The organism is Corallibacter vietnamensis, assembly GCF_039537875.1.
Taxonomy (GTDB): Bacteria; Bacteroidota; Bacteroidia; order Flavobacteriales; family Flavobacteriaceae; genus Corallibacter; species Corallibacter vietnamensis.
The window spans coordinates 37974-60385 of record NZ_BAABBI010000001.1; the positions used below are offsets into that span (position 1 = coordinate 37974).

At 32.8% G+C, this 22412-nt stretch carries 20 protein-coding genes; 8 read left to right on the forward strand and 12 right to left on the reverse strand.

The features are described 5' to 3' along the window. Nucleotides 1–112 precede the first annotated feature (112 nt). The 4 genes from rpsJ to rpsL are packed head-to-tail and all read right to left on the reverse strand — an operon-like array spanning nucleotide 113 to nucleotide 3440. Nucleotides 113–418 (reverse strand): 30S ribosomal protein S10, encoded by a 306-nt coding sequence (rpsJ, locus tag ABD690_RS00245; RefSeq protein WP_007650482.1) that lies wholly within the window; start codon nucleotides 416–418, stop codon nucleotides 113–115. A 12-nt stretch (nucleotides 419–430) separates the two neighbouring features. Beyond that, the gene (gene fusA, locus ABD690_RS00250; protein ID WP_344725841.1) at nucleotides 431–2557 is read right to left on the reverse strand and encodes an elongation factor G; all 2127 of its coding nucleotides are present in this window, start codon (nucleotides 2555–2557) and stop codon (nucleotides 431–433) included. 6 nt (nucleotides 2558–2563) lie between these two features. Further along, nucleotides 2564–3040 carry a 30S ribosomal protein S7 gene (gene rpsG, locus ABD690_RS00255; RefSeq protein ID WP_344725843.1) on the reverse strand — a complete coding sequence of 159 codons (477 nt, stop codon included), beginning with the start codon at nucleotides 3038–3040 and terminating at the stop codon, nucleotides 2564–2566. 25 nt (nucleotides 3041–3065) lie between these two features. Then, complete coding sequence (gene rpsL, locus ABD690_RS00260) at nucleotides 3066–3440, reverse strand: 30S ribosomal protein S12 (protein ID WP_006795815.1); 375 nt, start codon at nucleotides 3438–3440, stop codon at nucleotides 3066–3068. A 177-nt stretch (nucleotides 3441–3617) separates the two neighbouring features. On the opposite strand from rpsL, the gene ABD690_RS00265 reads away from it, so the two are divergent. The 6 genes from ABD690_RS00265 (at nucleotide 3618) to rlmB (ending at nucleotide 12752) form a co-directional block, all read left to right on the forward strand. Further along, nucleotides 3618–5312, forward strand: a complete 1695-nt coding sequence (locus ABD690_RS00265; RefSeq protein WP_344725851.1) for a BamA/TamA family outer membrane protein — start codon at nucleotides 3618–3620, stop codon at nucleotides 5310–5312. A gap of 120 nt (nucleotides 5313–5432) precedes the next feature. Next, nucleotides 5433–8492 carry a SusC/RagA family TonB-linked outer membrane protein gene (locus tag ABD690_RS00270; protein WP_344725853.1) on the forward strand — a complete coding sequence of 1020 codons (3060 nt, stop codon included), beginning with the start codon at nucleotides 5433–5435 and terminating at the stop codon, nucleotides 8490–8492. Nucleotides 8493–8504: 12 nt separating this feature from the next. Then, nucleotides 8505–9980, forward strand: a complete 1476-nt coding sequence (locus ABD690_RS00275) for a SusD/RagB family nutrient-binding outer membrane lipoprotein (RefSeq protein WP_344725855.1) — start codon at nucleotides 8505–8507, stop codon at nucleotides 9978–9980. An 18-nt stretch (nucleotides 9981–9998) separates the two neighbouring features. Further along, nucleotides 9999–10892, forward strand: a complete 894-nt coding sequence (locus tag ABD690_RS00280) for a hypothetical protein (protein WP_344725857.1) — start codon at nucleotides 9999–10001, stop codon at nucleotides 10890–10892. Nucleotides 10893–10916: 24 nt separating this feature from the next. Further along, nucleotides 10917–11951: a hypothetical protein gene (locus tag ABD690_RS00285; protein ID WP_344725859.1), complete on the forward strand. Its 1035-nt coding sequence runs from the start codon at nucleotides 10917–10919 to the stop codon at nucleotides 11949–11951. 66 nt (nucleotides 11952–12017) lie between these two features. Continuing rightward, entirely contained in the window at nucleotides 12018–12752 is a 735-nt protein-coding gene (rlmB, locus tag ABD690_RS00290; RefSeq protein WP_344725861.1) for a 23S rRNA (guanosine(2251)-2'-O)-methyltransferase RlmB, read from the forward strand. Here rlmB and ABD690_RS00295 read toward each other — a convergent pair. Then, nucleotides 12749–13513, reverse strand: coding sequence for a rhomboid family intramembrane serine protease (locus tag ABD690_RS00295; protein WP_344725863.1), 765 nt, complete (start codon nucleotides 13511–13513; stop codon nucleotides 12749–12751). The genes rlmB and ABD690_RS00295 overlap by 4 nt on opposite strands. Nucleotides 13514–13633: 120 nt before the next feature. Between ABD690_RS00295 and ABD690_RS00300 the strand changes: the two genes are divergently transcribed. After that, nucleotides 13634–14911 (forward strand): replication-associated recombination protein A, encoded by a 1278-nt coding sequence (locus tag ABD690_RS00300; RefSeq protein WP_344725865.1) that lies wholly within the window; start codon nucleotides 13634–13636, stop codon nucleotides 14909–14911. Here the strand turns inward: ABD690_RS00300 and ABD690_RS00305 are convergent. From ABD690_RS00305 to radC, 4 genes are read right to left on the reverse strand one after another with little or no spacing between them, the layout of a single operon-like run. Next, entirely contained in the window at nucleotides 14908–15753 is an 846-nt protein-coding gene (locus ABD690_RS00305; protein ID WP_344725867.1) for a hypothetical protein, read from the reverse strand. The two genes, ABD690_RS00300 and ABD690_RS00305, sit on opposite strands and share 4 nt — an antisense overlap. A gap of 23 nt (nucleotides 15754–15776) precedes the next feature. Then, nucleotides 15777–16466, reverse strand: coding sequence for a YjjG family noncanonical pyrimidine nucleotidase (locus ABD690_RS00310; RefSeq protein WP_344725869.1), 690 nt, complete (start codon nucleotides 16464–16466; stop codon nucleotides 15777–15779). Next, nucleotides 16456–17757: a polysaccharide deacetylase family protein gene (locus tag ABD690_RS00315; protein WP_344725871.1), complete on the reverse strand. Its 1302-nt coding sequence runs from the start codon at nucleotides 17755–17757 to the stop codon at nucleotides 16456–16458. The genes ABD690_RS00310 and ABD690_RS00315 overlap by 11 nt, the downstream gene beginning before the upstream one ends. Next, entirely contained in the window at nucleotides 17758–18456 is a 699-nt protein-coding gene (gene radC / locus ABD690_RS00320) for a RadC family protein (RefSeq protein WP_344725874.1), read from the reverse strand. Nucleotides 18457–18521: 65 nt separating this feature from the next. Here radC and ABD690_RS00325 point away from each other — a divergent pair, with 65 nt between their 5' ends. Next, the gene (locus ABD690_RS00325) at nucleotides 18522–19109 is read left to right on the forward strand and encodes an FMN-binding negative transcriptional regulator (RefSeq protein WP_344725876.1); all 588 of its coding nucleotides are present in this window, start codon (nucleotides 18522–18524) and stop codon (nucleotides 19107–19109) included. A gap of 12 nt (nucleotides 19110–19121) precedes the next feature. Here ABD690_RS00325 and ABD690_RS00330 read toward each other — a convergent pair whose 3' ends face one another. The 3 genes from ABD690_RS00330 to ABD690_RS00340 form a co-directional block, all read right to left on the reverse strand. Continuing rightward, on the reverse strand, nucleotides 19122–20036 hold the full coding sequence (locus tag ABD690_RS00330) for an Abi family protein (protein ID WP_344725878.1): 915 nt from the start codon (nucleotides 20034–20036) through the stop codon (nucleotides 19122–19124). A 182-nt stretch (nucleotides 20037–20218) separates the two neighbouring features. After that, complete coding sequence (locus ABD690_RS00335) at nucleotides 20219–21574, reverse strand: UDP-N-acetylmuramate--L-alanine ligase (protein WP_344725880.1); 1356 nt, start codon at nucleotides 21572–21574, stop codon at nucleotides 20219–20221. Nucleotides 21575–21628: 54 nt separating this feature from the next. After that, nucleotides 21629–22357 (reverse strand): tetratricopeptide repeat protein, encoded by a 729-nt coding sequence (locus ABD690_RS00340; RefSeq protein ID WP_344725882.1) that lies wholly within the window; start codon nucleotides 22355–22357, stop codon nucleotides 21629–21631. Nucleotides 22358–22412: the final 55 nt, after the last annotated feature.

The following is a 22412-nucleotide window of genomic DNA, read 5'->3' on the forward strand; positions in this document are numbered from 1 at the left end:
ACTCAAGGCTGAAAAATACGTTTCAGCCTTGAATTGTATTTTATCCGTTTTTCCACAACCTTCGTTGAGGACATGTTTACATCTAATTAAAACTAGATGCTTTATAAGTGCCTTACACTTTGATCTCTACTTCTACACCACTTGGCAACTCTAATTTCATAAGAGCGTCAATTGTTTTAGAAGATGAAGAATAGATATCTAATAATCTCTTATAAGAGCTTAATTGAAACTGTTCTCTTGACTTCTTGTTTACGTGTGGTGAACGTAATACAGTGAAAATCTTTTTGTGTGTTGGTAAAGGAATTGGACCTGTTACAACAGCACCAGTACTTTTTACTGTTTTTACAATCTTATCAGCAGACTTATCAACTAAATTATGATCGTAAGACTTTAATTTTATTCTGATTTTTTGACTCATTTCTTTTAGGTATTAAGCTTCTACGCCTTTTGCTGCTTTAATTACTTCTTCAGATATGTTTGAAGGAGTTTCAGCATAGTGTGAAAATTCCATTGTTGATGTCGCACGTCCAGATGATAATGTTCTTAATGTTGTTACATATCCAAACATTTCTGATAAAGGAACTATTGCTTTTACTGTTTTTGCTCCAGCTCTGTCTCCCATGTCACTTACTTGTCCTCTACGACGGTTAAGATCTCCTACGATATCACCCATGTTTTCTTCTGGTGTGATAACTTCTAACTTCATCATTGGCTCCATAATAACAGCTTTTGCAGCTTTTGCAGCAGCTTTGAAACCTAATTTTGCAGCTAATTCGAAAGATAGTTGATCAGAATCTACATCGTGATATGAACCATCTGTTAAAGTTACTTTCATAGCATCAACTTCGTATCCAGCTAAAGGACCGTTTTGCATTGCCATTTTAAATCCTTTTTCAATTGAAGGGATAAATTCTTTAGGAACGTTACCACCTTTAATTTCAGAAATAAACTCTAATCCTTCTTTTCCTTCTTCTGCTGGTTCAAGAGTAAATACAATATCTGCGAATTTTCCACGTCCACCAGATTGTTTTTTGTAAACTTCTCTGTGTTCTGCACGTCTCATAATAGCTTCTTTGTACTCTACTTGAGGTTGACCTTGAGTAACTTCAACCTTAAATTCTCTTTTAAGACGATCAACAATGATATCTAAGTGAAGCTCACCCATTCCTGATATAATTGTTTGACCTGAAGCCTCATCAGTTCTAACTGTAAACGTTGGATCTTCTTCAGCTAATTTACCTAAAGCCATACCAAGTTTATCAACATCTGCTTTAGTTTTAGGCTCAACAGCGATACCAATTACCGGATCAGGAAAATCCATAGATTCTAATACAATTGGATTTTTCTCATCAGACATAGTATCACCAGTCTTGATATCTTTAAACCCTACTGCTGCACCTATATCTCCAGCTTCGATATAATCGATAGCATTTTGCTTATTAGAGTGCATTTGATAGATTCTAGAAATACGTTCTTTTTTCCCTGAACGGTTATTTAAAATGTAAGAACCAGCATCTAAACGTCCTGAATAAGCACGAAAGAATGCTAAACGTCCTACGAAAGGATCTGTAGCAATTTTAAATGCTAAAGCTGAAAATGGTGCTTTTACATCTGGCTTACGAGATTCTTCTTCTCCTGTATCAGGATTTGTTCCTACAATATTATCTCTATCTAAAGGCGATGGTAAGTATCGACATACCGCATCTAATAAGAATTGAACACCTTTGTTTTTGAAAGAAGAACCACATATCATTGGGATGATAGCCATATCCATTACAGCAGCTCTAAGCGCAGCGTGCACTTCTTCTTCTGTAATAGAATCTTCATCTTCCATGAATTTTTCTAATAAGTTTTCATCGTAAGTTGCAACTTCTTCGATTAATAACGCTCTGTATTTACGAGCTTCTTCTTTTAAATCATCAGGAATTTCAACTACGTCAAATGTAGAACCATAGTTATCATCATGCCATACAATAGCTCTGTTTTTAACTAAATCTACAATACCTTTAAAATCAGCTTCATCACCGATATTTAATACGATTGGCACTGCATTAGACTTTAACATGTCTTTTACCTGCTGACAAACAGCAAGGAAGTTAGATCCTTGACGATCCATTTTGTTAACGAATCCAATACGAGGTACTTTATAGTTATCTGCAAGTCTCCAGTTAGTTTCTGATTGCGGCTCAACACCATCAACAGCACTAAATAAGAATACTAAACCATCTAATACACGTAATGATCTATTTACTTCTACTGTAAAATCAACGTGACCTGGAGTATCAATAATATTAAAGTGATACCCTTTTGTATCAGGAGTAGGTTGCGCATTCTCTAAAGGAAACTGCCATGTACAAGTAGTTGCAGCAGAAGTAATTGTAATACCTCTTTCTGCTTCTTGCTCCATCCAGTCCATTGTAGAAGCTCCATCATGAACTTCACCAATTTTATGCGAAACACCTGTATAAAAAAGAATACGCTCTGTTGTTGTCGTTTTCCCTGCATCAATATGTGCAGCAATACCTATATTTCTTGTGTATTTTAAATCTCTTGCCATGTCTTATTAAAATCTAAAGTGAGAGAATGCTTTATTTGCCTCTGCCATTTTATGTGTATCTACACGCTTTTTAACTGCTGCTCCTTCTTCTTTAGCTGCTGCTAAAATCTCTGAAGCTAGTTTTTGAGCCATAGATTTTTCATTTCTTTTTCTTGAAAAGCTAATCAACCACTTCATAGCTGTTGAAACTTTTCTGTCTGGACGAATTTGCATTGGAATCTGGAATGTTGCACCACCTACACGACGACTACGTACTTCTACGTGAGGCATCACATTAGATAAAGCATCTTTCCACAACTCTAAAGCTGTTTTTTCTTCGTCAGTTTTCTTTTGTTCTACAATATCAATTGCATCATAAAACACCTTGAAAGCCACAGACTTTTTACCATCCCACATCATCATGTTTACAAAACGAGTCACTAACTGATCGTTAAAACGCGGATCTGGCAAAAGCGGTCTTTTTTTCGCTTGTCTTTTTCTCATGTCTTCTTCTTAAAGTTTTTTAAAATTACTTTTTAGGGCGTTTTGCACCATACTTAGATCTACGTTGCGTTCTACCTGCAACACCTGCTGTGTCTAAAGCACCACGAACGATGTGATATCTAACTCCTGGTAAATCTTTTACCCTTCCACCTCTAACCAATACTATCGAGTGCTCTTGTAAATTGTGACCTTCTCCTGGGATGTACGCGTTCACTTCCTTACCGTTTGTCAACCTTACCCTTGCAACTTTACGCATTGCCGAGTTTGGTTTTTTAGGTGTTGTAGTGTAAACACGAGTACACACTCCACGTCTTTGTGGACACGAATCTAAAGCAGCCGATTTACTCTTCTTGGTTATTTTGGCTCTTCCTTTTCGTACTAATTGTGAAATTGTTGGCATAAATTTTCTATATTATTTTACTAATACCTCTTCTTAGAGGGCTGCAAAGGTAGAAATAAATTTGAATTTTTCAAATGTAAACACATTAATTTTCAACTGTTTTTAAAAATATTATATCCTCACATATAATAAATGTACTTTTTGCGTTAGTTTTACAAATTAAACAGTTATGACATTGTGAATAAATCACTGCTTCTATTCTTCATTATCAATTTATACTTTTCCTTTTATACTAAAGCTCAAGATTTACAGCTACAAGTTACAGGCAATAATGAAATAGAAACAAAAATTATTGATTCAGTTTCTTACAACAAATACCATAAAGATTTTTCATCTATAAAAGCAGAAGTAGATTCATTAAAAAATAAGTTTTTAAGAATAGGCTACCTTAATTCTTTTATTCAAAACATAAATAAAGAAAATGACTCTGTTTTTAACGCTACGCTTTATTTAAAAAAAAAATACAATAATCTACATATTAAGTATGATGAAAACATCACACCTAAATCCATCTTAAAGTCTATTACAAAAAATATTGATGATGGTTATTTTGTAATTCCCATAGAAGCTACTGAAGAAACATTATCTCATATTAACTTAAAGCTCTCTGAAAACGGACAACCTTTTAACAGAATTAAACTATCAAACATCATTATTAATAAGGACAATGTTGAAGCCTCATTATTTGTATCTGAAAAACAAAAAACAAGAACCATTGATAAAATTATAGTAAAAGGTTATGAAAGATTTCCAAAATCATATTTGAAGTATTTTTTTAAAATTAAAACAGAGGACATTTTTAATTTATCTGCAATAAAAAAGAAAACACTTAAGTTTGAGAATCTAAAATTTGCCAACCAGCTAAAAGACCCTGAAGTTCTTTTCACTGAAGATTCAACAACCTTGTATCTATATATTGATAAAATTAAAAGCAACTCTTTCGATGGTTTTTTAGGTTTTGGCACAAACGAAGAAACTAGCAAGTTAGAATTCAACGGATATCTAAACTTAAGCTTGCTCAACAATCTAAATTATGGTGAGCGTTTAAACATTATTTACAAGAGCGATGAGAACGACCAAAAAACTTTTAACGCGAATATAAATATACCTTACCTATTTGGATCTCCAATTGGCACCGAAGCAGAATTAAATATCTTCAAAAAAGACTCAACGTTTTCAACAGTAAATCAGAACATTTATATCAACTACCAATTAAACACAAAAAACAAACTTTCTCTTGGCGTTAACACAACACAATCTGAAAACTTACTAAGCGAGCAAAACAGTATAGCTTCTATTAAAGATTATTCAAAAACTCTTTATAGCTTAAGATATGAATACATTAAAATAAAAAGCAACAATCGCTTATTTCCTGTAAAATCATTATTTGATATTGAAGTTGGCACTGGAAAACGCGAATTTGAAAGAATTTCAGAAAATCAAACACAAGTAAGTTTCAACACATTTAACATTTTTGAATTAAATTCAAAAAACAGTGCTTACATAAGATTAAATGGTTTTAACTTATTTTCTAATACCTTTTTAGAAAACGAGCTTATTCGATTTGGGGGCATCAACTCAATTAGAGGTTTTGAAGAAAATAGTCTTACAGCTTCACTTTTCGGCTTAATAAACACCGAGTACAGATACACCTTAAGCAACAGCATATACATACACAGCATTATAGATTTTTCATATTTTGAAAACAAATTAATAAATCAAAAAGAAAAACTCTACGGTTTTGGGCTAGGATTTGGTATATTAACCAAAGCTGGTTTATTAAAATTCAACTATGCAAATGGCAAAAGTGAGAACCAAAAATTTAAACTTTCCAACTCACAAATTCACTTAAGTTTATCAGCAGTTTTTTAGATATAATAATGCTTCAAAAGCTTTTTTTTTGAAAAAAAATTAAAATTTTAACCAATTATTATTGTTTAATTAACTTTTTATTATGATTTTTGGCATAGACTAATTCAAATAAAATATAAAATGAAAACAAAGTTTAGTGGAATTTTAACGCTATTCCTAGCGTTTGTTGTGCAATTCACGTTTGCACAAGAAAAAACAATTTCAGGAACTATATCCGATGAAAACGGATTACCACTTCCTGGGGTTAATATTATTGTTAAAGGTACGACTAACGGTACACAAACAGACTTTGATGGAAACTATTCCATTTCTGCTAGTGTAGGTGATGTACTATCTTATTCTTTTGTTGGTTACACAAGTAAAGAAATGACAGTAGGTGCATCAAACACTATTAGTTTTGGTTTAGAGCCAGATGTTCAAGCCATTGATGAGGTTGTTATTACAGCTTTAGGTGTTGAGCGTAAGGCAGACGAGTTAACATCAGCTTCAAAAGTAGTTAAGGCTGAAGAGTTAACTCAAGCATCAAACCCTAATGTTGTGCAAAGTTTAACAGGTAAAGTATCTGGTCTACAAATTAATACAACAAACAACGGTGTTAATCAAACAACTAGAATTGTATTGAGAGGTAACAGATCTTTAACTGGTAATAACGAGGCATTAATTGTAATTGATGGAATTATTTCTAGCGCAAATACGTTAGCAAATTTAGCTCCTGAAATTATCGCGTCTACAAACGTAATAAAAGGTGCTGGTGGTAGTGCCCTTTATGGTTCTCAAGGTGCCAATGGTGTTATTATTGTAACTACAAAATCAGGTAACACTGGTGGAAAACTTGAGGTTGCTGTAAATTCATCTGTTTCTTTTGAAGAAGTTTCTTTTGTTCCAGAAAGACAAACAAAATATGGTCAAGGATGGGATGGAAATCACATATCATATGAAAATGGTGGTTGGGGTCCTGAATTTGACGGAACATTACAACCTGTAGGTTTAGCACAAGCTGATGGTTCTTATATCATGGCTCCATATGTAGGAGATAGTGATAACATTAAAGAATTCTTTAAAACAGGTACTATTTTACAAAATGGTGTTTCTATTTCTGCAGGAGATAGAGATGGTAATGTTTTACTTTCTGTAAACAAGCAAAATACAGATTTTGTTGTTGAAGGAGATGAATTAGATAGAACAACTGTATTATTAAAGGCTAGTAAGCGTGTTGGTAAATGGTTTGTTGGTGGTAATGTTACTTACAACACATCAAGTACAGAAACAACAACTTCTAACTTATTTACTGAATTATTACAAACAGCATCAAACGTTCCTGTTGAAATGTTTGAGAATTCTGGTAACCAAGGTCACTGGACTGCATATTATAGAAATCCTTACTGGATGAGAGATAACATCAGAAACTTTAACAGATCTGATCGTTTTAATGGTATCTTAAACTTAAAATATGACATCAACGACAACATTAACATCGTTAATAATGCAAGTGTTAGAACATTTAGATCTTACGCAATGGGTTATACAAATGGATATGTTGACAACTTAGGTGTTGGTGGAGGTGACCACTCTACGATTTCTACGTTTGCTCAAACTAACAGCGAATCTAGAAATATATATAATGATTTATTAATCAATTTTGATTACATGTTAACTGATGATCTTAACTTAAAAGCTATCATTGGTAACAACATTCAAGACAATATGTCTACATCTACTGGTGTTTCAGGAAGTAACCTTACTATTCCTGGTTATTATAACATTAGTAACGTAACTGGTATTCCAAATACTTCAAATTCATTCTTTAGAGACAGAAGATTCTCTTTATTTGGAAGTATTAATTTAGGATATAAAGATTACTTATTTTTAGATGTAACAGGACGTAACGACTGGACATCAAGATTAAAAGAAGAAAACAATTCATTCTTCTACCCTAAAGTAGGTCTTTCTTTTGTTCCTACAAAAGCGTTTGACATTAGTGGTGATGTTTTATCATATGCTAAAGTTTCTGCTAACTGGTCTAAAGTTGGTAATGACAGAGTTGGTGTATACCAAATTAACTCTACATTAAACCAAGCTACAGGTTATCCATTTAGCACATTAAACTCTTTCGTTTTAGATCAATCAATCGCTGATCCAGATCTAGTAAATGAGTTTATCGAGTCTTATGAATTAAACGTTAATTTAGGATTCTTTAAAGGTGACCGTGTAACTTTAGATTTCTCTATCTATGAGTCTAAAAACAGTGACTTAGTAACAGCTATTAGTACATCTGCTGCTTCTGGATTATCAAATTCAACTATTAACGTAGCATCTTCTACAACAAGTGGTTATGAAATTGATTTAGGTTTAACACCTTTCAGAACAGATAACTTCAGATGGGATCTTAACTTAAACTACTCTACAAACGAAACAATCATTGATAAAGTTTCAGATAATTCAAATGAGGTTGCTTTAGCATCATTTGCTGATGTAGGTATTTTTGCTACAGAAGGAGAAGAGTTTCCTTTAATTAAAGGTACTGGTTATGAAAGAGACCCTCAAGGAAGAGTATTAATTGACCCAACTACAGGAAACCCTATTAAAACTTCTGAATTTAAAGTATTAGGAAAATCAACTCCAGATTATATTTTAGGTTTAAGTACTTCTGTTGAGTACAAAGGTTTAAGATTAGCTGCTGTTATGGATTACAGAACTGGACACCAATTCTGGGCAGGTACTAAAGACTGGTTATCATGGTCAGGTCATTTAGTAGAGTCTGCGCAAGGTGGTCGTAGAGGATTTATTTTCCCTAATTCAGCTATTGAAACTTCACCAGGAGTTTATGAGGCTAACACTAGCGTGATTACTGGAGGTACTACATATTCAGACTACTTAAATTATTTCTCAAATGAGTATAGAGATGTAACTGAAAACTTTGTATTAGATGCAACTGCATTTAAAGTTAGAGAGCTTTCATTAAGCTATGCATTCAACAGAGAAATGTTAGAAAGTATTGGTTTAACTAGCTTAAGATTAGGTGTTAATGCGAGAAATCCTTTCATCGTATTACCTAAAGAAAATAGAGGTTATGCTGATCCAGAAATTGGAAGAAGTTCAGGAAATGATCAAGGTCTTAGTGTTACTGGACAATACCCTATTACAAGAACATATGGTATGACTCTAAACTTAACTTTTTAATTAAAAAAAATTATGAATACGAAAATAAAATTAATATTATTAGTAGTCCTTACGATTACTTTCTCATGTAGCGATTATTTGGATATTAATGACAATCCAAATGCACCTTCATCAGATGACGTAACACCTGACTTAATATTATCGGGTGCTATGACTGACACATACAGAACTCAAGCAAGAACAATGAACATTTTGGGTAATACCATGATGAACAATTGGGGTGCTAACGTAAACTCATTTACTGGTGGGTTTTCTGAAGAGTTTTCACTTGCAATAGATAACAACTTCTATTCAGGGATATTTACTTCATTATTTAGAAACACAGCAAATTTTGAAGCTATTATAAATCATCCTGATAATGCTTATAGCAACCACAAAGCGATTGCTAAAATCATGAAAACTTTTTACTTCCAGTATTTAGTAGATTTATATGGTGATATTCCTTACTCTCAAGCACATAAAGGTATTGACAACCTAACACCTGCTTATGATGATGATAAGGAAATATACAGAGCTTTAGTTACTCAATTAGATGAAGCTATTGCTATGATTGGTAATGCTGATGCAACTACATTAGACGTTGGTGCTGAAGATGTAATTTTTGGAGGCTCTATGTCTAGCTGGGTTAGCTTTGCTAACACTGTTAAGTTACGTATCTTAATGCGTGAATCTACAAAAGCTAGAAACGGAGACACTGAATCTCAAACGTACTTAAACCAACAGTTTGCTACTTTACAAACAGCTGTTTTCATTAACGATGATGTAACTATAAACCCAGGGTATTCTAATGAGAGCGTTGCTCAACAAAACCCTTTCTATGCATTATTCTTCTCAAATAACGAGACTACTAGTGTAAACTATAATTTCTACAGAGCATCTCAATATGCTGTAAACTTTTTAATTAATTCAGCTGACAGCCGTATAAACTTCTTATACGACGAAGCTGACGATGGAAGTGGAGGAATTGTAGGACATGAGCAAGGAGCTGATGGTGACAACTCACCTGCTGGATTATCTCCTATTGGGCCTGGTTTAGTAATTGATTCTGGTCAAGATGGTTATATCATGACTGGTGCTGAAAGTTTATTACTTCAAGCTGAAGCACAATTATACAGCTATATCCCTGGAAATCCACAAGCAAGTTTTGAAGCTGCTATAGATGCATCATTTGCTTTATTAGGTGCTGATCGTTCTACTTATAACCCAACTACTGTTGGTTTAGGATGGGCTGGTTCTGATGAAGATAAGTTAGAAGCTATTATGAGACAAAAATGGATTGCTACAAATGGAATTAACGCTATAGAGTCTTACATTGAGTTTACACGTACAGGATATCCAAATGATATTCCATTAGCACTAACAGCTCAATCATCAACTAGACCTAAGAGATTGATGTATCCATCTTCTGAATTAGTATCTAATTCAGCTAATGTTCCACAACAATCATCAGCTGACGTATTTGCAACTGGTCCTTTCTGGGCTCAATAATTAAAAAAAATAGAAATTATGAAAAATATAAAAATTTGTTTCATCGCTATCATGGCATCAGTATTTTGCTTTTCATGTTTAGTTGATGATGAAGTTGAAAACACAACTCAAAATGAAAGTTTAGCCCGTGTTTATGGGTTTAAAGAGGACGTTACTCTTGGAAACTTTGTTGGTGAACCAGGTGCAACATTTGAAATGGGAGTACCTGTACATTACCTTGGAGGTAATAATGGTTTACCTGATAATACAGAAGTTAAAATAACTTATGAAATAGGAACAATAGAAGATTTAGGTTTAACACCTACTGAATACGCAACTATTTTTAGCTTAACAAAAGCTCAAAGAATTGCTTTAGAAGATGGTAATGCAGAGATTAGAGACTTTGTAGACGAAGCTATTGAAGGAACTCACTTTGATCTTCTTGATGCTACAAATGAAGTTGTTGTGCCAGCTAATCAAACATTTGACCTAATTGATACGCATGTTTATAATGACGCTTTAGACGCTTCTAAAATTTCATTTTACGTATTACACTTAAAAACAATCATTACTTCAGGTAACACAGTAATTGGTGAACAATTAAAATCTACAATTGTTAAGTTACAATTATGTCGTACTGATTTAGCAGGAACTTATACAATTAACTATTCAAGTGGACCACAACCTCATGTTATTACACATTTAGGTAATGGAAACTACCAATTAGACAGTATGATGGGATGGCCAGGAAGTGGATATACTTCTTATTTCTACGCATGTGCGGGTCAATTAGTATTTACTGAATGGCAATTTTCTAATGAGATTATACAAGGTGTACCTGGTTATGTTGACGGTTCAGGAAACCTAGTATTCTCTCAATTCGGAATCGAGGACGTATACTCTGGTAGAACATATACTTTAGTTCCTAACTAATAATAATTTTTAAATTAATTCAAAATGAAATATATAAAAAATATCATATTATCATCTATAGTTGCTCTAGGGATAACTTCTTGTAATGATGATGATACAGAATACATTTACTCTGTAAAGCCTGGTGTTACAATAGATAATGTATCAAGAACTTCAGTAACTGAAGGTGAAAGCTTTACAGTTACTTTAAATGTAGACACACCATATAAAGAAACTCTTGATTTTAAATTAGAAATTGTTTCAGGTGGAGACATGTCTGATTTCAATATTGGAGCTGACTCTACAGATCCTGACGCGCCTACAACTGTAGATGACGGTTTTGGTTTAGATGGTTATTTGATTAGAGTACCAGCTTATACAACGTCTTACACTTTCACTATCAACCCTTTAATTGACTTAGAGGTTGAAGGTACTGATAAGTATGTCTTTAAATTAAGAAGTAGTGGAAATGGTAATGGTAAAATTGTAGGAAATGATTCTTTTTCTATTGATGTTGATAACTACACAAACAATACTTTAGGTGTTGAATTACATTGGGCTAAAGATCAAAATTACCAATATTTAGATGAGAATATTATTCAAGCAATTGATGCTAATGGTCAGCCATTCACTTATACTGATGATGATGAAATTATCAATGACCATGGTGATTTATGTGGTATTGTTGATTTTGATACTGTATTAGTTGACCTTAATTCAGGTTCATTATTAGCTTACATATCTGGTACAAGTGCTTGTCCTGAAATAGCTCTTGAATCTCAAGTTTTACCTGATGGTTACTATGGTATTGGAATCGATTTATATGACATAAATTTTGGTTTCCGTGCTGATGAGTCATTAATAGGTAGCTTTGCTATTCCTTTTAACTTAAAAATTGGAAAAACAGGTATCTTTAAAACTGAATTAAGTAACAATAACCTTTTCTTTACTTATGACACATTAAGTGGAGATAACGGTGGAAACTTTTCAGGTTTAAAAATAGGTGCTGCAATTGAAGTTGTAGGTGGTAAATACACTGTTTATGATAGTGACGGAAATTTAGTTGCTCAAGAGCAATAAAATATCCTTTAAATAAATCTTAAAAAGAGGCTGATTTTTCAGCCTCTTTTTTTTTACCTTTGTCGCATGGAAAAAGACACACAAATATTTGGTATACGCGCTATAATTGAGGCAATTCAATCTGGTAAAACTATCGATAAGGTATTTCTTCAAAAGGGACTACGCGGTGATCTTTTTCAAGAACTTGAAACTCTTATAAAAAGAGAAAATATCAACTATTCTTATGTCCCTGTAGAAAAACTAAATAGACTAAACAATAAAAACCACCAAGGTGCCATTGCTCAAATTTCTCCAATTGATTTTGTAGATATTGAAACATTAGTTATGCAGGCTTCAGAAGCTACTAAAACTCCGCTTTTCTTGTTGTTAGACCAAGTAAATGATGTAAGAAATTTTGGAGCCATAATTAGAACTGCTGAGTGTACTGGCGTGAATGGTATTATTATTCAGAAAAAAGGAGGTGCTCCAGTAAATGGTGATACCATAAAAACAAGTGCTGGTGCTGTCTTTAAAATTCCCATTTGTAAGGTAGATCATATTAAAGATGCATTATTTCATTTACAAGCAAGTGGCATAAAAGTTATAGCAGCTACAGAAAAAACTGATAATACGCTATACGATATCTCGTTTAAAGAACCTTGTGCAATCATCATGGGATCTGAAGGTCGCGGCATCAACCCTTCTGTATTAAAACTTGTTGATGATAAAGCTAAACTACCTTTATTAGGAGAGATTGAATCACTTAATGTTTCTGTGGCTTGTGGAGCGTTTTTATATGAAGCTATAAGACAACGTCGTTAATCATCAGACTGCTTTTTATAAATGTAATTAACTGTTGGTTGATTTTGATTAAACCTCTCTTCTACACTTTCATTTACATCATAAAGTTCGTCATCAGGTAATTGCTCTATAAAATTTCCGTTTTCATCAAAATGTCTTAAAAAAGGATCATTATCTTCATTATAAGCAGGATCTTCCCAAACGTATTTTTTGGGTTTAGCTATTTGCTTTTTAAAAATGAGAGCAAAAAACAAACCAACAATAAGACCTGATAAATGGCCTTCCCATGAAATACCTTTCTCTATTGGTAAGGTATACCAAACCATACTTCCATATAAAAAAACGATCAATAATGACAATGCTATAAGCCTAAAGTGCTTTGCAAAAACACCTTTAAAAAAAGTAAAACTAACAAGTACATATATAAGTCCGCTGGCACCAATATGATAAGATGGTCTTCCTATCAACCAAGTCAATAAACCAGAAAGTAAAACACCAAAAACAAATACTTTTAAAGCGATGGGTTTATAAAAATAAAAAACTGCTGCTGATAGCACAAAAAGCGGTATGGTATTATGGTATAAATGGGAAATACCTGAATGAATAAACGGACTAAATACAACACCTCTTAACCCTTTGAGTGTTTGTGGGTAAATACCCCATTTTGTAAAGTCATAACCAAAACGAATTTCAACCCAAAAAACTAGCCATAAGCATAACACCATAAAAACAGGGTAAACAATGACGCCATTTGTAAATTGAAATTGTTCTGAAGATTTCATAAGTAAATTTACTAACAGATGTAGCAAATAGCAATCCAATGTTTATATAAATGATAAATTGTCAGCAAAAAATCAAATCACATGAATATAAACTCAAAATAATTCTATTAATTTTACATTATGAATGAGCCTTTAGCAGAACGTTTACGACCAAAAACTCTTGATGACTACATTAGCCAGGTACATCTTGTTGGTAAAAATGGTTCTTTAACCCAACAAATACAACAAGGACTTATACCATCTATGATTTTTTGGGGTCCTCCTGGTATTGGAAAAACAACACTAGCTAATATTATTGCCACAGAGTCTGACAGACCATTTTATACGTTAAGTGCTATAAGCTCTGGTGTTAAAGATGTAAGAGATGTTATTGAAAAAGCTAAAAAATCTGGAGGTTTATTTACAAGTAAAAACCCTATTCTATTTATTGATGAAATACATAGGTTTAGCAAATCGCAACAAGATTCGCTTCTTCAAGCTGTAGAAAAAGGTTGGGTTACACTTATTGGCGCTACAACTGAAAACCCTAGTTTTGAAGTTATCCCTGCGCTTCTATCTCGCTGTCAAGTTTATATTTTAAAATCTTTTAGTAAAACAGACTTAGAAGCACTTTTAAAGCGTGCTATTGAAAAAGATGAACACATCTCTAAAAAAAACATAAAACTTGAAGAAACCGACGCTTTATTGCGCCTTTCTGGAGGTGATGCAAGAAAATTGCTAAACATTTTTGAGTTGATTGTAAATTCTGAAGCTAGTGATGATATTACCATAACTAACGATTCGGTTTTAAACAAAGTACAAAACAACACGGTGCGTTATGACAAAACTGGAGAGCAACATTATGATATTATTTCTGCTTTTATAAAATCTATTCGAGGAAGCGATCCTAATGGCGCTGTTTATTGGCTAGCGAGAATGATAGAAGGAGGTGAAGATGTTAAGTTTATAGCTAGGCGTTTATTAATATTAGCAAGTGAAGACATAGGTAATGCCAACCCAACAGCTTTAGTTATTGCTAATAACACATTTCAAGCCGTTTCAACTATTGGTTACCCAGAATCTCGTATTATTTTAAGTCAATGTGCTACTTATCTTGCGTGTTCTCCTAAAAGTAATGCTGCATATCAAGCCATTAATAATGCGCAACAATTAGTAAAACAAACTGGAGACTTATCGGTTCCACTGGAAATTAGAAATGCGCCAACAAAACTTATGAAAGAACTTGGCTATGGAGATAATTATAAATATGCTCATAACTATGCCAATAATTTTGCTGAACAAGAATTTCTACCTGACGATATAAAAAACACCAAGCTTTATGACCCGGGAAATAATGCACGTGAAAATGGCCATAGAGAGTTTTTAAAACAACGCTGGAAAGGTAAGTATAACTACTAAAAAGTAATTTTTATAGCTTTAACCTCTAAAGAATTATCATGCTTACTTGTTGCAATTACCCAGTTTCCATTCATTTTATAGATAATGGCATTGGCATCTTTTACCATATAGACATCTTGTTTTCCTGAAAATAAAATGGTATAAGCTATTTGATTATTCTCATCTATTAAATCATAATTAAAAACACCATCACTTTTTAACTTAGCCGTAAAATTTACAGATTTACTTTTTACTTCTTTAGGTTTAGAAATTTCTGCTTTTGGTGCCTTATTAACAACCTCAACTTGTTTTTCTCGCTTTAGAGTTTTAATTTCCTCCTGTAAACGCTTAATTTCTTCTTTAGATGACGTATCTGTTTGAGCTACTTGTGGAGACGTATTAACTATAGCTTGAGATGAATCAAACTTATGGTTTAGCATTGATAAAGAAGAAAACGCATCTCTTAAAGCCTTGTTATATGCTACTTTAAATTGTTTCTCTCTTGACTCTCCTACTTTAGAAACATAAACAACCTCATTCTTACAATTCTTTAATTGAATTTTAAGCTTGGTTTTAAACATCCCTGGGTCTTTTAAAACATCAGCTCTTAAGGCTAAACAAGCATTATTAGCTATTTCTTCGGGGTAAGTTTCGCTATCTAAAACGGAAATAAAGCCATATTTTTCAAACAAAAATTTTGAGAGAGAGTTTAATTGATATTGATCTGTTTCTCGTTGAAAATCATACATTGATGGTACAATTACATACTTATAAGCGTTTAAATTATCTTGAGCTAAAACAATTGTTGTACATACAAATAAAGAACAAAGAAGAAACATTTTTTTTACCATAATACTTGTCATATTTTTTATAAAGATACGGCGATTTATAGATAGTTTTTTAAATCTATCAAATTTTTAACTTGATGTATGTCGTCACTTAAGCTTGCGTCATGATAATTAAAGCATATAGCTCGCATTCCCATATTAAGTGCTCCCAAAATATCAGCTTCATAATTGTCACCAATCATAATACTTGCTTCTGGGTTTGCTCTTGCCATTTGTAAAGCATGATTAAATATTCTTGGGTTAGGTTTTTTTGCGCCTACCATTTCAGAATTTGTTACGGTTTCAAAATAATGATCAATGTTAGATTTATTTAACTTACTGTGTTGCACATCTTTAAATCCGTTGGTAATAATATGTAACTTATACTTTGGTTTTAAATAATCTAAAACTTCAAATACATTTACAAATAAGTGGTTGTAATTAGACAGTTCATTAATATAGGCTTCTGATAGTTTATAAATCATACTTGTTGATACTTGGTAGTTTGCTGCCTTAAAACTATCATACAAACGCTTGTAGCGTAAGCTCTCCTTATCTATTTTATCTTCTCTAAATAATTTCCAATAAGCATGATTTATTGGTTCGTAATGTATTAAGAACTCATCAAGGTTTAATGAGATATTATTGTCTTTAAAAATATAATCAAATGTTAATGCAGAGTTTTTATCAAAATCCCAAAGTGTGTGATCTAAATCAAAAAACACATGCTCTATTCCGTTAATTTTCATTTACTGAATTTAGTATATTATTAAATAATTCTTTGTAGCCAACCCATCTATCTACATCACTAAATGTATAATTATGAAACACCGGAACAAACTCTCCGTTTACAGCTTTTATTTCAGATATAATCTCATTTAGTGCTTTCTTTTTATCTAATAATGATTGGTGTTTCAGCAACGAAAAATCTAAAAGATGATATGATGTAATTTTAAGTGGTGTTTGTATTTCATAATCTAAATCATAAAAGAAAAAAGGCGTACATGTACCTGCTCTAAACCCTGTATGATTTACATAACCCATAGTATAATCTTCTAATATTTCTAACTCAATTAAGTTTCTGTAAGATTGTGGTAAATTTAGTTTAGAAAAAGATTGCCTAGACGCTGTCAATGATGTATTTAAAATAGCTTCCATACGTTGCTTTTCTTTTTTTAAAATATCAATGTCTTCTAGTGCAAAATATGATGCTTTTATTCCTACCTTACAATAATCTGCTACTTGCTTTATTAGAGTAACAAACTGTTTTTTATTTGCACTAATACCTTTATCATATGTAGAGTAATCGCCTATCAAGAAAAAGAATAAGAATTTAAAGTTGCTTTGTTTTTGCTTGTTTATGATGTACTTAAAGGTATCATAAGAATCTTTCTTAATTCCGAAAAGCACTATATACCTATAGTAAAGACGTTTAAACTTAAATCCGAAAAGGTCTTTTATGGTTCCTCCAAAATTACGCATTAGACCTTTTAGCTTAAAATTGTAAGGTGAAGGCACATCTATTATAGGCTTTATAGCATAAGATTTTTTTGGAAACTCATAATCTGGAAATTGAGTTTCAAGAACCTTTTTGAACTTATAGGCCCAAACATCTATCACTGGCTGATGTAAAAAATCATGCTTGTACGCTAAACTTTCTACAGCTGTAAAGCGTCCATATTCGTCTTTTACGTGAGGTAGATATTCTTCATAGCGACTCAACAAATAAAATGCTGCTGAAAAAATATCAAAAGGTATTGCGCTTTTTTCTCCATTAGAAAAGAAACACTTTGTGTTTTCCCAATCTTGAACATGAATATCTATATCTGATAATCCATGCTCAAATAAAATATCGTGACTTCTTATAAAAACTTCATGACTTAAAGGTTGCTTTGTATAAGACATTTTTAGGCTGTCATGAGCTATAAAATCTTCTATAGTTGTGGTAAATGTAACAGGTATTCCTAAAATTCGTGTAAGGATATGCTTAAAGGCATATTTTACTCTTGGCGTGATTTTATGGGTGTAAACTAATAGCACTTATAAGATATTTTCATCGGCGAAACTAAAATACGCTTTCTCTGTAACAATTAAGTGATCTAGTACTTTTATATCTAAACTTTCTCCTGCACGCTTCATTTTTTGGGTAAGTTGCTTATCGGCTTCACTAGGTTTTAATGTTCCTGATGGATGATTGTGCGCTAAAATAAGTCCTGTAGCACCAAGCTCTAATGCATTTTTCATCACCAAACGTACATCTACTAGAGTTCCTGTAATGCCACCTTTACTTAATTGTTGCTTCTGAATCACTTTATTAGAATTGTTTAAATACACAATCCAAAATTCCTCATGTGGCAACTCACCAATAACAGGTTGCATCAATTCAAATACCGAAATACTTGAGGTAATTTTCTTTCTTTCTAGTGCTTCTTCTCCTCTACGTCGTCGTCCCAATTCCATAGCTGCTGCAATAGTAATAGCTTTAGCTTCACCAATACCTTTAAAATCCATCAATTGTTTGAGTGATAGTTTTCCAAGTTCGTTTAAGTTATTGCCAACGCTTGCCAAAATACGTTTAGACAACTCTACAGCACTTTCTTCTTTATTACCAGAACCTATTAATATTGCTACCAATTCGGCATCGCTTAACGTTGCTTTACCTTTATCGCGAAGCTTTTCTCTAGGTTGGTCGTCTTGACTCCAATGTTTTATAGAAAATGACGTGGGTTTCTCCTGCATAGCATAAAGATAAATATTGTAAATTTATAAATCAACAATCGTTAATCTGAAATCTAAATTTTCATTTGACCTATCCTCCAAAAATACATCAGGATGACAATAAAGCACACATGATTGCTGTGATGCAACAGTATCCTTTGGCGACGCTTATTTCGGTGAAAAACAATGAACCTTTAGTAACGCATTTACCTTTGATTTACAAAGACGAAACCCTTATTGGCCATTTAGATATGTTTAATCCGCAAGTCGAACTACTTAAGAACAACCAAGCTGTAACGGTTATTTTTTCTGGACCAGAATGTTACATATCGCCAAGTATTTACAGTACCGAACAACTCCCAACCTGGAATTATGTAAAAGTACACCTTAAAGGAACGGTTGCCGAAATTGATAATCCTGAAGCCATAAAGCAAAGCATGATTGCTATGACCGAATTTCTTGAACCAAATAACGCGTATGTACTAGAACCTGACAACCCTAAAATGGATGCGTACCTGCCTTATGTAAAGGGTTTTAAAATTACAATTACTGCTTGGGAAGGCAAGTTTAAACTCTCCCAAAACCGAAATAAAAAAGATTTTGAATTGGCTAAAGATGAACTGATTAAACAAAACCAGAATAGCATTAAAGCGTTTTTAGAATCAGTTTTTTAGTCTATTTTAAATTTATTTAGAAAGATCTAATTTCCATAATGGTTGTTCTTTCCAATCTTCTGGGAATGACATTCCTTTATGGATATCTATATTATTATATTTCTCAAATAAAACAGTTAATCTTTCTGTAAAAGTATTTTTTGGATTAACCCTATCCAATAAATATTTTATTGCACTTAAATAGATATAGGACTTATTTCTTGGTATATCGGTTTGCTCAATCCAATTAAAGGGTAATTCTTTTGTAGACTTTTTTATCGGCAATGATAAATTTCTATTCCAAAACCTGGAGTGATGAGCACAAATATTTCTTGTATATGTTAGAATTTTCAACCAGTTTTCTAACAATTGATATGGAACTCCATAATGTTCTGAAATTTCTGATTTTGCAGCTGTATCTTTTAAATTCTCATAAACAACCGAGAGATGTGTAAAGGTGACAATTTCTAATGCCATCCAACTTGGCTGATATGTATTAACATATCTCTTTCTGTACTTTATTGCAAAATCTTCAGTACTGTCAGAAACCATTTTATACGTAGTTTCAAGACTTTTTAAATGCTTGTCTCTGTTCTTAAATAAACCTTCGTATGTATACCAAAAAGCATTGTACTTATGTGATAACACGTAAGTCAATTTAGCCCTGAAAGAAACTTCAATTTTCTCTATATCACTATAAATCAATTGCTTCAACTCCCTATCAAAACAATACATTTTAAAAGCATTCTCAAATGTGCTTCCTTTTTTAAATTCATGATCTTCTTTATTATCTGTAAGCATCGGATATAAATATCCACTTATTCTGTAATAACTTAAATTCTCTAATAAATGAATTGCTTTAGCTTCGTTGTTGACAATTAAACCTCTTTCTTTTAATCTGTCTAATTGTTCCTGATATGTTAACGGAGGTTTATTATATATCTTCAATGGAATAGGTATAAAATAAATTACCACTCCTGATACGCATGAAAATCATAGGCGGGAGTGGTTTGTTGTGTACAAATATACAACATAATTATTGTTTGTACCGTACAAATAAATAGTTTTTAATTAAATTTAACATTTTTTAACACGCAAGCGCCTGATTATCATTAATTTAATCAAAACCATTACCCAATCAATCCTTTAATGGCATCAAAATCCAATCCGCCATAATTCCCAGAACTCATTAACAACAAGGCTTTGTCATTAAAATCTTGAGAAAATAAATAGTTTTTAAAATCGTCAGGATTGGTATAAATAATTAAGTCGTCACGCTCAAACGCTTTGGCAATTTGCTCGTGTGTTACTGCATCTAGCTTTTTAATTTCCACTGCATGTGGACTATAAAACACCACTGCAACATCAGCTGCATCTAAAGCGCCTTTGTATTCTTTTAAAAATTCAGCATTTAAACTAGAATAGGTATGCAGTTCTAAACACGCAACTAGCGTTCTGTTTTTGTACTGCTCTTTAACCGCTTTTGTAGTGGCTTCTACCTTACTTGGCGAGTGCGCAAAATCTTTGTAAGCAACACTGGTTGCGCTTTCAGCTATTTTCTCCAAACGCTTGCTCGCGCCTTTAAAGGTTGCAATGGCTTCGTAAAAATCGTCTTCGTCAATTCCCATGTGTTGGCAAATCCATTTAGCTCCTGCAAGATTGTTTAAATTATGCTTCCCAAACACTTCAATAGGTAAAGGGCCTTCTGGAGTTTCTAATAGGGTTTCGCCATCTTCAACCGTATATTCTGGTGTGTAATATGGTAACTTACGTATGGTATTTTCACTAGCTTCTACTACTCTAGCAACTTCAGCATCTTCAGCACTATATGTCACACTTCCACCGCGCACAATACTATCAACAAATATGCTGAATTGCTCTACATAGTTTTCATAGGTTGGAAATACATTAATATGATCCCAAGCAATACCACTTAACAAGGCAATGTTTGGTTTGTACAAGTGAAACTTTGGTCGTCTGTCTATTGGTGAACTTAAATATTCATCACCTTCTAACACGATAAAATCGTTGTCATCTGTGAGTTTTACCATAACATCAAACCCTTCAAGTTGCGCACCAACCATATAATCGACATCACGATCGTGATAATGCATCACGTGTAAAATCATAGACGTAATGGTAGTTTTACCATGGCTTCCACCAATAACAACACGCGTTTTTTCTTTTGACTGTTCGTACAAAAACTCTGGATAGCTATAAATTTTTAAGCCTAATTCTTGCGCTTTAAGCAACTCCGGATTATCAGCTTTGGCATGCATACCTAAAACGACTGCATCTAAATCTGCTGTAATTTTTTCAGGAAACCAACCAAAAGCTTCTGGTAACAAACCTTTGTTTTCCAAACGAGTTTTTGAAGGATCAAAAATAGTATCGTCGCTTCCTGTTACTTGATAACCTTTGTTATGTAATGCAATGGCCAAATTGTGCATAGCTGCACCACCTATAGCTATAAAATGTACGTTCATAATATGATTTTGTAGGGTTCAAATATACTGGTTTTCCTACGTATTTTTATGGTATTATCTTGTAATCTCTTCTATTTTTTCTTTAAACTTTACATCTTTAAATTTATCGTAGGCTTGCTTCAAAATATGCAATGCTTTTTCTTTTTCGTTGTGTTTTAAATAAAAATTAGATAATTCTTTATAACACGTTTTTGAACCTCCAACCGCTAATGCTTTTTTATAAAATTTTTCAGCATTGATTTTATCATCGGTTTCATTATAAACAAAGCCTTTTGCCAAATAACCATCTACTTTAGAGATTACTTCTAACTGCTGGGCATAATGCATGGCTTGTTTTTTACTTCCTCCTAAAACAAAAGGCAACTCTATATAAAGTTTTACCAATGCCCAACGTGTATCTACATGACTTTCGTCTAAGTGCGATGCTTCTAAAAAAGCATTTTTTATATCTGAAACATATGTAGTAGCTACAAAAACATTCGCATTTATTGCTTTCATACTTAAAGCGCCTCCGTATTTGTAATGATAATTTGCTTTTTTAGGGTTTAAAGCGGTTAGTTTTTTGTATTGCAAAACTGCATCATCCCATTTTTCTTGATAAGCAAATACATCGCCCAGCAACTCTAAACCTTCTTGATTGTTGGGAAACTCTGTTAAATAACGCTTTGTTAACGTTTCTGCTTCTTCAAATTTTCTATTTTCAATCAATAAAACAACATCAGCTACCGTAGATTGGGCCGATAATAAAACTGGCAGTATAAATAGTATAAAAAACAGTCTCATAAAAACAAAAGTAACTTTTCTTAATAACTTAAAAAACAACTAACTTCACTAAAGC